This is a genomic window from Sphingobium indicum BiD32, from assembly GCF_000382885.1.
Classification (GTDB): domain Bacteria; phylum Pseudomonadota; class Alphaproteobacteria; order Sphingomonadales; family Sphingomonadaceae; genus Sphingobium; species Sphingobium japonicum_C.
This window is the reverse complement of the sequence record NZ_CAVK010000108.1, coordinates 28,275-41,108: the sequence shown is the minus strand read 5'-3', so window position 1 is coordinate 41,108 and position 12,834 is coordinate 28,275. Positions and strand designations below refer to the sequence as shown.

13 protein-coding genes are annotated in these 12,834 nt (G+C 65.0%); 7 read left to right on the top strand and 6 right to left on the bottom strand.

Annotated features, from left to right (window positions below; translation table 11 throughout):
* The first annotated feature begins 15 nt into the window (after nucleotides 1-15).
* Together EBBID32_RS10940 and EBBID32_RS10935 are read left to right on the top strand one after the other, a co-directional pair.
* Nucleotides 16-2,157 carry an HAF repeat-containing protein gene (locus EBBID32_RS10940; RefSeq protein ID WP_006956632.1) on the top strand — a complete coding sequence of 714 codons (2,142 nt, stop codon included), beginning with the start codon at nucleotides 16-18 and terminating at the stop codon, nucleotides 2,155-2,157.
* 94 nt (nucleotides 2,158-2,251) lie between these two features.
* Nucleotides 2,252-2,971, top strand: coding sequence for a cupin domain-containing protein (locus tag EBBID32_RS10935; protein ID WP_037490135.1), 720 nt, complete (start codon nucleotides 2,252-2,254; stop codon nucleotides 2,969-2,971).
* Between the two features lie 4 nt (nucleotides 2,972-2,975).
* Here EBBID32_RS10935 and copD read toward each other — a convergent pair whose 3' ends face one another.
* Together copD and copC are read right to left on the bottom strand one after the other, a co-directional pair.
* Nucleotides 2,976-3,827, bottom strand: a complete 852-nt coding sequence (copD, locus tag EBBID32_RS10930; RefSeq protein ID WP_037490132.1) for a copper homeostasis membrane protein CopD — start codon at nucleotides 3,825-3,827, stop codon at nucleotides 2,976-2,978.
* A 6-nt stretch (nucleotides 3,828-3,833) separates the two neighbouring features.
* Nucleotides 3,834-4,214, bottom strand: coding sequence for a copper homeostasis periplasmic binding protein CopC (gene copC, locus EBBID32_RS10925; RefSeq protein WP_006956629.1), 381 nt, complete (start codon nucleotides 4,212-4,214; stop codon nucleotides 3,834-3,836).
* A 145-nt stretch (nucleotides 4,215-4,359) separates the two neighbouring features.
* Between copC and EBBID32_RS10920 the strand changes: the two genes are divergently transcribed.
* From EBBID32_RS10920 to EBBID32_RS10900, 5 genes are read left to right on the top strand one after another with little or no spacing between them, the layout of a single operon-like run.
* Complete coding sequence (locus EBBID32_RS10920) at nucleotides 4,360-4,620, top strand: hypothetical protein (protein ID WP_006956627.1); 261 nt, start codon at nucleotides 4,360-4,362, stop codon at nucleotides 4,618-4,620.
* Nucleotides 4,617-5,057 (top strand): periplasmic heavy metal sensor, encoded by a 441-nt coding sequence (locus EBBID32_RS10915; RefSeq protein ID WP_006956626.1) that lies wholly within the window; start codon nucleotides 4,617-4,619, stop codon nucleotides 5,055-5,057. The genes EBBID32_RS10920 and EBBID32_RS10915 overlap by 4 nt, the downstream gene beginning before the upstream one ends.
* Complete coding sequence (locus EBBID32_RS10910; protein WP_006956625.1) at nucleotides 5,054-5,629, top strand: RNA polymerase sigma factor; 576 nt, start codon at nucleotides 5,054-5,056, stop codon at nucleotides 5,627-5,629. Before EBBID32_RS10915 ends, EBBID32_RS10910 begins: the two co-directional genes overlap by 4 nt.
* Nucleotides 5,630-5,635: 6 nt before the next feature.
* Nucleotides 5,636-7,375: a copper resistance system multicopper oxidase gene (locus EBBID32_RS10905; RefSeq protein WP_006956624.1), complete on the top strand. Its 1,740-nt coding sequence runs from the start codon at nucleotides 5,636-5,638 to the stop codon at nucleotides 7,373-7,375.
* The gene (locus tag EBBID32_RS10900; protein ID WP_006956623.1) at nucleotides 7,372-8,280 is read left to right on the top strand and encodes a copper resistance protein B; all 909 of its coding nucleotides are present in this window, start codon (nucleotides 7,372-7,374) and stop codon (nucleotides 8,278-8,280) included. Before EBBID32_RS10905 ends, EBBID32_RS10900 begins: the two co-directional genes overlap by 4 nt.
* 60 nt (nucleotides 8,281-8,340) lie before the next feature.
* Here the strand turns inward: EBBID32_RS10900 and EBBID32_RS10895 are convergent, their stop codons facing one another.
* The 4 genes from EBBID32_RS10895 to EBBID32_RS10880 form a co-directional block, all read right to left on the bottom strand.
* Entirely contained in the window at nucleotides 8,341-9,486 is a 1,146-nt protein-coding gene (locus EBBID32_RS10895) for a M20 aminoacylase family protein (protein ID WP_006956622.1), read from the bottom strand.
* A gap of 90 nt (nucleotides 9,487-9,576) precedes the next feature.
* Complete coding sequence (locus EBBID32_RS10890) at nucleotides 9,577-10,071, bottom strand: Lrp/AsnC family transcriptional regulator (RefSeq protein ID WP_037490126.1); 495 nt, start codon at nucleotides 10,069-10,071, stop codon at nucleotides 9,577-9,579.
* 20 nt (nucleotides 10,072-10,091) lie between these two features.
* Nucleotides 10,092-11,477 (bottom strand): aminotransferase class III-fold pyridoxal phosphate-dependent enzyme, encoded by a 1,386-nt coding sequence (locus EBBID32_RS10885; RefSeq protein ID WP_006956609.1) that lies wholly within the window; start codon nucleotides 11,475-11,477, stop codon nucleotides 10,092-10,094.
* Nucleotides 11,478-11,711: 234 nt separating this feature from the next.
* Nucleotides 11,712-12,782, bottom strand: a complete 1,071-nt coding sequence (locus EBBID32_RS10880; protein WP_006956607.1) for a tartrate dehydrogenase — start codon at nucleotides 12,780-12,782, stop codon at nucleotides 11,712-11,714.
* Nucleotides 12,783-12,834: the final 52 nt, after the last annotated feature.

The following is a 12,834-nucleotide window of genomic DNA, read 5'->3' as shown; positions in this document are numbered from 1 at the left end:
CTGTGGGGGTGAAACATGAAGAAGCAGATTTTGGGTGTCGGCATGATGGTCGCGATCGGTGCGGCCGCCGCGCCCGCGCTGGCGCAAAGTGCGGGCGTAACCGGGCATGAGGCGATACCAGCCCTGCCCACACCCAATATCGGCGCGGCTTTTCGCGACCTGTCGGGCGACGGCACGACCATTGCAGGCGTGGTCCGCCGGGATGCGACCAACCACGAAGCCTATCGTATTACGGCCAGCGGCTATGAACGGCTCAACGGCCTGTCGGGGCACGCCTATGTCCTGGCCAACGGGGTGTCTGACGATGGTCGCGTGATCGTGGGCGTGTCGCAGACCGGGTCGGCCACACGCGGCAGCGCGATCATATGGGAAGGGACGGCGCTGACCGAACTGGGCCATTTGGCGACCAGCGCCTCGGTCCAGAACAGCGTGGCCTTTGGCGTATCGGGCAATGGCCAGGTCGCGGTGGGCAGCAGCACGATCGATAATGGTACAACCCATGCCGTGCGCTGGGTCGACAAGGGCGCGGCGCAGGATCTGCACGGTGGATCCTTTGCCTATTCCATCGCCCAGCGCGCAAGCCGCGATGGCGGCGTCATCATCGGCTATGGCGGCACTTCGGCCCGCACCAACGAAGCCTTTGCCTGGACCGCCAGCGGGGGGATGCAGGGGCTGGGCGTCCTTGCCTCGCAATCTGCCGATGCAGGTGCCTATAGCCGCGCAACCGATGTGTCGGCCGATGGCGGCACCATTGTCGGCTTTTCGGCGGGCAGCAATGACCGGGCACAGGCATTCCGCTGGAACAACAGCAGCGGCGGCATGGTGTCGCTGGGCCTGCTGGAAGGCGGGACGGACAGTCGCGCCTATGCGGTCAATGCCGATGGCAGCGTGATTGTGGGTTCGGCCACCCGTCCATCGACCGTGGTGCCCTCCATTCAGGATACGCTGGCGATGCGCTGGACATCGACCACTGGCATCCAGACGGTTGTCGCCTGGCTCACCAGCGCGGGCGTTTCGGTCGGTTCCGACAGCTTCACCGACGCGGTCGCGATCAGCGACGATGGCCGGACCATCATCGGCACCGGCCAGATCAACGGCAAGACGCAGGAATATATTGCCCGCGTCGCGGCGGCCACACCTGCGCCAACCCCAACGCCAACGCCAACGCCAACGCCTACGCCTACGCCTACGCCTACGCCCACGCCCACGCCGACCCCCGGCACCGGCGTTATCGGTCTGGTCGATTTCCTCGCCACCGTGTCGGACGGCGGTGTCGGTCTCAACACCATCCTCAACGCGGCCAGCCTGACCTTGTTCGGTGCCCATCACCGCCCGTTGACGGATTTTACCCGGACCGGGCGCGGTTGCGTCTGGGCCACCGGGGACTTCGCCCATGGGCGGCAGGATCGCAACGCCTGGCTGGGCGAGGTCGGCCTGTGCCATGATCTGGGTGCTGCCGTGCGGATCGGCCTTGGTGGCGGGCTGGGTGGCGCGGATCAGGATTTGTCATTGGGTGGCCGGTTCAAGGGCGATGGCTATCATCTGGTCGGTGAAATTGACGCGCGCATCCCCGACACGCCCGTCCTTCTCAGCCTGACCGGCTATTATGCCGACTGGAACCTGCGCATCGACCGCGCCTATCGCAATGGCACTGCGACCGACCAGTCGCGGGGCGAAACCGACGCGCGCAGCTGGGCAGTGCGCGGGCGGATCGACTGGCGCGACATGGCAAAATTCGGCGTGGTCAGCCTGTCCTCCTATGCCGCCTATACCCATGGCCGGGTCAGCATCGACGGCTATACCGAAACCGGCGGCGGCTTCCCGGTCCAGCTCAACCGGTCGGAAGCGGGCTTTGACGAAGTCCGGCTTGGCGCGGTGACGGCGATGCCGATCGGGACGAGCATGTCGCTCCAGGCGTCGGGTGAATGGGTTCACCGGCTCGATCAGGATCGAGCTGCCCTGACCGGCACGATCATTGGCGCGGGCGGTTTTGTGCTGGCTTCGCCGGCGGTTGATCGCAACTGGGGTCGTGTCGGGCTGGATCTCGACATCGGGCTGGGTGGATCGGCGCTGCTCAGCCTTTCCAGCCATGCCCGGATCGGCGGGGGCGAGGACGCACAGCTGAGCGGCAGCATTGGCCTGCGCTTCGGCTTCTGAACGGCAGGCGCTGCGGTCGGCCGATCCCTCCTCGGCCGATCCTGTCGCGCCATGCGGGGTAAGCCATGGTCTTCATTGACAGGTGGAGGGAGGCATGACGAGTGTGGCAACAATGGCGCAGGGGGTGACGCGCTCCTTTGTCGATCTGCGCGCCTGGGCGGCGGGTGTGACGGTGGCGGCGGGGGAGGGCGACGCCTTCCTGTCCGCCCGCGCGTTGCTGCCCCAGCCCGAAGGTCCGGTGACGATCGGGTTGATCGCCCCGCCGCAGGGCAGCGGATCGGTCGCGGTCCTGCCCGCCGACGAATTTGTCATCGTCGAATCCGGCAGCGTCCAGATTGACCAGCGCACGCTGAATGAAGGCGACAGCGTTGTCCTGTGCGAAGGCGCAGGCTTCGACTGGATAGCGGCAGCCGACAGCCGCCTTCTCTTCGTGCGCCGCACCGGCGGCTCCGTGGCCGATGGCGCGATCATCCCGATCGACACCAAGGCTCCGCTCGAACCGTCGGGCGCGCCGCTTGCCGAACTGCTGGTCGGGCCGACCCCGTCCTGCCGCAACTTCACCGACTATCGCTCGGCCGATGGCGAATTTGTCTGCGGCACCTGGGATTCAACCCCCTATCACCGCCGTTCGATGGCCTATCGCCATTATGAGCTGATGTATCTGCTCGATGGCAGCGTCACCTTCGTCGATGGCGCGGGGGCGCAAGGGACGTTCGGCAAGGGCGATATCTTCCTGGTCGAACAGGGCGCATCATGCAGCTGGGACAGCCAGGTCCACGTCAAGAAGGTGTATGCCATCTATCGTCCGGCGTGACGGCTCAGGCGAGGGGATCCAGCGTCCCCAACCAGGCCACCAGCACCAAAATGCCGATCGCCGCGCCCGTCTCCAGCAACAGTGAGAGACGCAGCGCGGCGATCGCGCCTTCAGCACCCCGCTCCAGCGCCGGGGTCAGCCGCCAGCGATTGAGCGCCGCCAGCCCCAGCATCGCGCCGAACACAGCCAGCTTCGCGCCCAGCAGCCAGCCATAGCGGCTGCCCACCAGCGCAGGCAGGTCGGCCACGCCCACGATCATCAGGCTGTTGACCACCCCGGTCATGACCAGAGTGGCTACGAACAGGGTTCCCAGCAGCGAAAACTTCGCCAGCATCACCGCGACCCGATCAATATTGGGGCGGCGCGCCGTTACCGCGTGCAGCAATGCGGCCAGCGCTCCGATCCACCCCGAAGCCGCCCAGATATGCGCGACATCGGCGGCGCGGTGAACAGACCCGGCGACGTCTTCGGTTGCCCCCGCATGGCCGGTCCAGGCGATCGTTGCAGCGGCGACGGCGGCCGGGATCAATACCCAGCGATCCTGCCCGGCAACAGCCAGCACAAGAGCGGCCAGCAAGGCCACGCCCCGCACCACCAGCACCAGGCCGATCGGCGTCATCGTCAGCAAAATCTCTGCCGTCGCCCAGTCGGGCGGCAGTAACGGGGTGCCGGTCATGCTCGCCGCGCTGGCCAGCAGCCACAGCGCCGACAGCGCCATGCCTCCCAACGCCAGCGCGACCAGCAATGCGCGCTGCCCCGCCATGCCCATCGCCCACCAGAATAATGGCAGGCCCATGAGCAGGGCCAGGTCGGCCATCAGGCCAAAGCGCGCCAGTAGCAGCATCCCCGCATCCATGACGGCTTACTTGACCTTGAAGCTGTAGCCGCCTTCCATCTTGTGCTGGTCGGCGCCGACAATATGCCATTTCAGGTCATAGCTGCCAGCAGGGAGCGCGCGGGGCAGGGTGACGATCATCGTCTTGCCATCAGGCGCGACCACGGTTTTGAACCCCTTGATCGGCATCGGCGCATGATCGCTCATGCCCGGCATCCCGGTCATGACCAGATCGATGCCCGAAAGCGGCCCCAGGAACTTCTCGGAAAAAGTGAGAGTCAGCTTGGTCGGCTTGGCCACGGTCGCATTGGCGGCGGGGCTGGACGACAGGAGTTTGCTATGGGCCAGCGCCGTACCGGGCAGGATGGCGATCGACAGGGCGATGGCGGCGGTCAGGAAACGGGACATGCGGACTTCTCCATGATGGTGGTTAGGGGATATTACGCATGGACTTGCCCGACCCCTCATCGCAGGTGCATGATTTTTTGTCCTCGCCGGATGAGGGATCGGCGCGCGCCGCGCGTATGCCGCGATGAGGATGGAGCATGTGCAAATGAGTGATCTTGATCAGTTGCTGGGGCAGATACGCGCGATGCCGGTCGACGCCCGGCTGGAGCAGATGGACGGCGCGGTCATGCAGGCTGTTGTCTGCCGCCGCGAACAGGGCATGGCACGGCGCAGCCTGATGCTAGCCGGATTGCTGGCGCTCGGCATCGGCTGGGCGGGCAGCATCGTGCCGTCGGCGCCCGCGCAGGCGGCCTCCACGCCGATCGGCATGTCGGATTACGCGCCGTCGCGCCTGCTCGGCCAATGAGCCTGAAGCGCTACCTGCTCGTCGCGCTGGTCGCCTTCGCCGCTGCACTGGCGGCGGTGCTGTGCGCGCGGTTGTGGATCGCGCCGCCGCCGCGCGTGGAAAGTGAAGTCCATGCCCTGCTGCATGAGAAGCTGACGCTCGATGCGGCCCAGGAACAGCGCATCCACGCGCTCGAAGCCGCCTTCGCCATTCGCCGCGAAGCGCTGGAGGCGGAAATGCGCGCCGACAATGCCCGGCTGGCGCAGGCGATTGCGGCGGAACATGGCTATGGCCCGCAGGTCGGCCAAGCCGTGGACCGCACCCATCATGTCATGGGCGCGCTGCAAAAGGAGACGCTCCAGCATATTTTCGCGATGCGCGCGGTGCTGCGCCCCGATCAGGCGGCCCAGTTTGACGCGGCCGTCGTCAAGGCACTGACCCAGCCCGCCCCCCGGTGAGTGCAGCCGAACCCGATGACAGGGCGCTGGCCACGCTGGCGCTGGCCGGGCATCAGGATGCTTATGCCGCGTTGATGCGACGGCACCGCGATGCCGTATGGCGATTGGCGCGCGGCCATGTCGGCGATGGCGACGAAGCGCTCGACATCACGCAGGAGGTATTTGTTGCCGCCTTTGCCGCGTTGGGCCGTTATGATGGCGCGCGCCCGTTTCGCACATGGATCGCGCGGATCACGCTCAACAAATGCCGCGACTGGGGCCGCCGCCGCGCGGTGCGGCGCTTCTTCGCCTTTGCCCGCCCCATCGACGAAGCCGGCGATATCGCCGACGCCGCGTCAGACCCGGAACAGGCGCTGCAATCGCAGCGCGAACTCGCCCGCATCAACGCCGCCATCGCCGCGCTGCCCACGACGCTGAAGGATGTGCTGCTGCTCCGCACGATCGAGGCGATGAGCCAGGCGGATACCGCCGCTGCACTCGGCCTGACCGAAAAGGCGGTCGAAACCCGCCTCTATCGCGCGCGCGCAAAATTGTCGGAAAGTTTGAGGGATGACGCTGTGCCCCGCGTATGAAGGGGCATGACCAACCTGACCCTCGACCGCCGCACCCTGTTCAAAAGCGCCGCTGCCCTTGGCCTCGCCAACGCTTTCCCCGCCTGGGCGCAAAGCGGCACGCACGGCCTGCACCCCGCACCGGGCGTCCTGTCGGGCGAAACCATAGCGCTGACCGTGGCCGACAGTCATTTCGCCACCGGTGGACGATCTGCCCACGCGATCACCATCAACGGCACCGTCCCCGCGCCGCTGATCCGGTTGCGCGAAGGGCAGAATGTCCGTCTGTCCGTCACCAATCGTCTGAAAGAGGACACATCGATCCACTGGCACGGCCTGATCGTCCCCTTCCAGATGGACGGCGTGCCGGGCGTCAGTTTCCCCGGCATCGCGCCGGGCGAAACCTTCCATTATGAATTCCCCATCCGCCAGTCGGGCACCTACTGGTATCACAGCCATTCGGGGATGCAGGAGGCGATGGGCCATTATGGCCCGATCGTCATCGATCCCGCTGGCGTCGATCCGGTGCAGGCGACGCGCGAGCATGTGATCGTCCTGTCCGACTGGTCGCCGGTCCACCCCCATGTGCAGCTCAAGCGCCTGAAGCAATCGGGCGGCTATTATAATATGCAACGCCAGACTCTGGCCGGATTGCTCGAGGGCAAGGACCAGCCCCTCAAGGACCGGATCGACTGGGGCAAGATGCGGATGGACCCGACCGATATTTCGGACGTCACCGGCTCCACCTACAGCTATCTGGTCAATGGCCATGGCATAGCGGAAAACTGGACCGGGCTGTTCACGCCGGGCGAGCGGGTCCGCCTGCGCATCATCAATGCATCGGCCATGACCAATTTCAACGTGCGCCTTCCCGGCCTGCCCATGACCGTGGTGCAATGCGATGGCCAGCATGTTCAGCCGGTCGAGACCGACGAATTCCAGATCGGCATCGCCGAAACCTATGACGTGATCGTCCAGCCGACCGACGCCACCGCATATGGCCTGATCGCCGAAGCCATCGACCGCTCCGGCCTGGTCCGCGCGACCCTCGCGCCGCAGATCGGCATGGTCGCGGCCATCCCGCCGCTGCGCGCCCGGCCTCTCCTTACCATGAAGGATATGGGAATGGACATGGCCGGCATGGACATGGGGCAGGGGGGCGTGATCGACCTCAGCCAACCCGCAAATGAGAGCATGGCGGGGCATAGTATGAAGATGCTCGACCCCACGGTCGCGCCCAATGTGCCGATGGGACCGGGGGTGGCTACGCTCTCCTCCATGCCGGCGGACCGCACGGCGGACCGGCCTACGGGGCTGGAGGATGTCGACCATCGCGTCCTTACCTATGCCGACCTGCGATCGCTGGAACCCAACGAAGATGCGCGCTCCCCGACCCGGTCGATCGACATTCACCTGACCGCCAATATGGAACGCTATATGTGGTCCTTCGACGGGGTGAAGCTGTCGGACGGCGCAGACCCCATCGCTTTCCGCCATATGGAGCGGGTGCGCGTCACCCTGATCAACGACACGATGATGCCGCACCCCATCCATATCCACGGCCATTTCTTCCAGTTGCTGACCGGCGACGATCCGACACACAATCCGCGCAAGCATACGGTCAACGTCCTGCCCGGCGGCAAGATCAGTTTCGACCTGACCGCCGACGCGCTGGGCGACTGGGCGTTCCACTGTCACATGCTGATGCACATGCACACGGGGATGATGCGCGTCGTGACTGTCCGCCACGCGGAGGACGCGGCATGAAGCGCCTGATCGCCGCGCTGCTGCTGGCCAGCACCGCCACACCCGCACTGGCGCAAATGGATCATAGCCAGATGGACCATGGCGCGCACCAGATGCCGCCTGCGCCGGAAGCCGCGCCCACCGATCCCCATGCCGGCCACGCCATGCCCGCGCCCGGCGACAGCGTGCCGCAGGGCGACGCCCCGCCGATCCCGACCGATCATGCCGCCGAAGCCTTCTACCCCGCCGCCACCATGGCCCGCGCCCGCGCGGCCATGATCAAGGAAAGCGGCGGCATGAGTTTCTCGCAGCTGATGCTCGACCGCCTCGAATATCGCGCGCACAAGGGCGCGAACGGTTACGCATGGGAGGGCGAGGGCTGGATCGGCGGCGACATCAACCGTTTCGCGGTCAAGACCGAAGGGGAGGGCGAAGTCGGCGGCGCGCTTGAAAGCGCGGAACTACAGGCGCTCTACAGCCGGGCGCTCAACCCCTGGTTCAATGTCGAGGCGGGTGTGCGGCAGGATTTCCGCCCGCAACCCCAACGCACTTACGCCGTGGTCGGTATCGAAGGTCTCGCCCCTTACTGGTTCGAGGTCGGTGCGCAGGCGTTCCTGTCCACGAAGGGCGACGCCCATCTCCGGCTGGAGGGCAGCTACGACCAGCGCATCACCCAGCGCCTGATCCTGCAACCCGCCGCCGAAATGAATATCGCCGCGCAGGACGTGCCGGAATTGGGCATCGGGTCGGGTATCTCCGACATCGAACTGGGCCTGCGCCTGCGCTACGAATTCGCCCGCGAATTTGCGCCCTATGTCGGCGTCCACTGGGAACGCAAGCTGGGCGACACCGCCCGCTATGCGCGCGCGGCGGGGGAGGGCGCGTCAGCCACCAGTCTGGTGATGGGCGTGCGTTTCTGGTTTTGACCGGAACTACCCCCCTCCGTTCGTTTCTCGACTTCGCTGGAAACGAACGGAGGTTTGTGCTTACCCCAAATGCCGCTCGACCAACGCGACATGCAGCCGGATACCCAGCCCCAGCACATCGTCGTTGAAATCATAATGCGGGTTGTGCAGCGGTGCCCCGCCGTCCGGCTTTGCCTGACCCAGCCAGATATAGGCACCCTTGCACGCTTGCAGCATGAAGGCGAAATCCTCTGACGTGAAGGCGGGATCGGGCGCCAGTTGCGCGATGCCAACGGTCGCGGCGGCGTCCAGCGCCTCCTGCGCCGCTTCGGCATCGTTGATCGTCGCGGGATAGTAACGCTGATAATCGACCGTCGCGCTCAAGCCATTGGCCAGCGCCACACCGGCCGCGATCTCGCGGATCGACGCTTCGATCTTGTCCTGTACCGCTGGATCGAAGGTCCGCACCGTCCCGCCGATGCGAACCTCGGCGGGGATCACATTATGCGTATGCCCGCCATGGATTTGCGTGATCGACAGCACCGCCGATGCGGTCGGCGCGATCCGGCGCGCTATGATCGCGTTCATCTGCGTCACAAGGCTGGCCGCCGCCAGGATGGCGTCGGGCGTATCCTGCGGAATCGCGGCATGGCCACCGCGCCCTTCCAGCACGATCTCAAACTTGTCCGCCGCACCCATGATCGGGCCGGGCCGGGTCGCGATGGTGCCGGCGGGCAGATCGGGCCAGTTATGCAGTCCGAACACCCGGTCGCACGGGAAGCGCTCGAACAGCCCTTCCAGCACCATCTCGCGCGCGCCGCCCTGCCCCTCTTCGGCGGGCTGGAAGAAGAAATTGACTGTCCCGTCGAAATTGCGGCTGCGCGTCAGTTGCTGCGCCGCGCCCAGCAGCATCGCGACATGGCCGTCATGGCCGCAGCCGTGGAAGGTGCCCGGCGTTTTGCTGGCCCAGGGCAGGTTGGTCTGCTCCTCGATCGGCAGGGCGTCCATGTCCGCGCGCAGCCCGATGCTGCGCCCCGACGCGCCGTTGCGCAACACGCCCACCACGCCCGTCCGCCCGATCCCCTCATGCACTTCCAGCCCCAGCGCACGCAGCTGCTCGGCAATGCGCCCGGCGGTGCGATGCTCGCAAAAGCCCAGTTCCGGGTGCGCATGAATGTCGCGGCGGAACGCGATCAGCGGGTCGATCAGATCGGCAATATCGGTCATAAAATATCGTGTTCCCGCGCAGGCGGGAACCCGGCCCCGCCGTTTCGACTGGGTTCCCGCCTGCGCGGGAACCCACCTCGCCCCCAAATCCTAACGCTGCTCACCGAACAGATGCTGGATTGGATAATGATGTTTGATGAAGGGGGATTTGATCACGACATAGCTGAAATATTTTTCGATGCCGTAATCGCTCTCCAGCATCCCCTCGATGATCGACTGATAATGGCCGACGCCGCGCGTCACGAATTTCAGCAGATAGTCGTATCCGCCGCTGACCAGATGACATTCGACGATTTCGTCCAGCTTGCGGATGCGCGTCTCGAACCGGGAAAAGTCGCCCGACCGATGCTCGCTCAGCGTGACTTCGGTAAAGACGGTCAGAAATTCGCCCAGCTTGTGCAGGTTGATATGCGCGCCATAGCCGGTGATATAGCCCGCCTTCTCCAGCCGTTTCACGCGGGTGAGGCAGGGGCTGGGGGACAGGCCGACCGCATCGGCCAGTTCGACATTGGTGATCCGGCCCGACTGCTGAAGCTGCGTCAGGATTTTCAGGTCGATCCTGTCCAGTCTGGGTCCGCCCAACATGTCCTTGCTCCCCCTTATATTTATCCCAGCGCCGCGCGAATATCGGCCTGTTCGAGCAAGCCGTCGAGTGTTTTCCGTATGCGCGCGAATATCTCGTCCATCTCTGCGTCCGATGCACAGAGCGCCGGGGCCAGGCCGATGATATTGTCGGCAAAGGCGCGGAAAATGACGCCATTGGCATAGCCATCGGCAAACAGCCGGTCGGCGATTTTGAGCGCCGGGTCGAACCGCGCCTTGGTCCCCTTGTCCGCCACCAGTTCGATAGCCCCCAGCAACCCGCGCCCGCGCGTGTCGCCGACCATCGGATGGTCGGCAATGCCCGCCAGCCCCGCGTCGAAGCGCGCCGCCACTTTCTGACCGTTCGCCAATATCCCGCCATCGGTATAGAGGCGCAACACTTCCAGCCCCACCGCCGCGCTCACCGGATGGCCCGAATAGGTCGCGCCATGGCCGATCACCACGTCAGCCGCCGCGCCATCGGCAATGCCCTGATACACTTTGTCCGACATCAGCACCGCGCCCATCGGCACATAACCGGCGGTCAGCCCCTTGGCGACGGTCATCAGGTCGGGCGTCACGCCCTCCGCTTCGCAGGCGAACATCGGCCCGGTACGGCCAAAGGCGGTGATGACCTCATCAGCGACCAGCAATATGTCCAGCTCATCGCACGCCTGCCGCATGGCCTTGAGCCAACCCACCGGCGGCACGATCACCCCGCCCGATCCCTGAATCGGCTCGCAGAAGAAGGCAGCGACATTGTCCGCGCCGAGGTCCGCGACCTTGTCCTTCAACTGCTGCACCGACCGGGCGATGATGGCGGAGTCATCGCCTTCCAGATCGCTGCGATAGGGGTAGGGCGACGCGATATGATGCTGCCAGCGCAGCGGCAGGTCGAAATTGCGGTGGAAATTGGCGAGCGCCGTCAGCCCCGCGCCGCTGCTGCTCGATCCATGATAGCCCCGCTCCAGCGCGATGCACTGCTTCTTGGTCGGCTTGCCGATCGCGTTGAAATAATGGGTGATATAGCGGATCGCGCTGTCCACTGCATCCGACCCGCCCAGCGTGAAATAGACATGGTCGAGTCCCTCGGGCGACAGCGCGACCAGCCTCTCGGCCAGCCGTGCAGCCGGTTCGCAACCAAAATGGAAATAGCCGGTCGCATAGGGCAGGCGGCGCATCTGCTCGGCTGCTGCCTCGACGATGCTGTCCTGCCCGTAACCCACATTGACGCACCATAGCCCGGCAAAGGCATCCAGCACCTCGCGCCCGTCCATGTCGGTCAGCCACATGCCCTTGCCGCTTTGCAGCATGGTCGCGCCGCGCGCCTCATGGGCGCGGAAGGATGTGACCGAATGGATCAGGTGATCGCGGTCGATGTCCAGCAGGGATCGGTTGGATTGGTGCATCGTCGGGTGCTCGCCATGGTGGTTATGGGATGCAGCCTATCCTTGTGCTGCGGGTGCATAGCCTGATATGGGGCGAATTGGCGCCCTTGCTGGCTTTAATCGCGAGCTGATGCGGCATAATCTGCTGCTGTGTTAAGCAAGGCTGCTCCCGCGAAGGCGGGGCCCCAGTCCTGGGGTCTGAACTGGGTCCCCGCTTTCGCGGGAACACGCCGCTTCTTGTTCAGTGGTGCAGGATTAGGTCAAGGCCTCGGCAATCGCCCTGCCACATTGCGCGGTATTGGCTGTGCCTTTGAGGTCGCCGGTGCGCAGGCCCGGTTCCGCCAGCACCGTTTCCACCGCCCGCATGATCGCGGCGGCCGCCTCCGCCTCGCCCAGATGCTCCAGCATCATCGCCGCCGACCAGATCTGCCCCACCGGGTTGGCAATGCCCTTGCCCGCAATATCCGGCGCGGACCCATGGACCGGCTCGAACAGCGACGGGTGGGTGCCATCCGGGTTGATATTGCCCGATGGCGCCACGCCGATGGTCCCGGTGCAGGCCGGGCCAAGGTCCGACAATATGTCGCCGAACAGGTTGGACGCGACCACCACGTCGAACCGGTCGGGGTTCAGCACGAATTGTGCGGTCAAAATGTCGATATGATATTTGTCATGGGTGACGGTCGGGTAATTCTTGGCCATCTCCTCCACCCGCTCGTCCCACCAGGGCATGGTGATGGCGATGCCGTTGGACTTGGTGGCGGAGGTGACATGCTTGCGTGTCCGCGTCGCGGCCAGATCGAACGCATAGCGCAACACCCGGTCAGTGCCGTGCCGGGTCATCACCGTTTCCTGGATCACGATCTCGCGATCGGTGCCGGGGAACATCTTGCCGCCGACCGAGCTATATTCGCCTTCTGTGTTCTCGCGCACGACCCAGAAATCGATATCGCCCGGCTCACGGCCCACGAGCGGGCAGGGGACGCCGGGCATCAGCCGGACGGGGCGCAGATTGACATATTGGTCATATTCGCGCCGGAACTGGAGCAGCGATCCCCACAGCGAAATATGATCCGGCACCGTATTGGGCCAGCCGACCGCGCCAAAGAAGATCGCATCGGGCTTGCCGATCTGGTCCTTCCAGTCGTCCGGCATCATCTGGCCATGTTTGACATAGTAATCGCAGCAGGCGAAATCCTGCCACTTTTGCGCGATGGTGAAACCATAAAGGCTTGCCGCCCGCTCCAGCACGCGAATGCCTTCGGGCATGACTTCCTTGCCAATGCCGTCGCCGGGAATGACGGAGATATTGTAGTTGCGGGCCATAAATAACTCCCGTTTGGGCTGAGCCTGTCGAAGCCCTGTTCTGTCTTGAAGT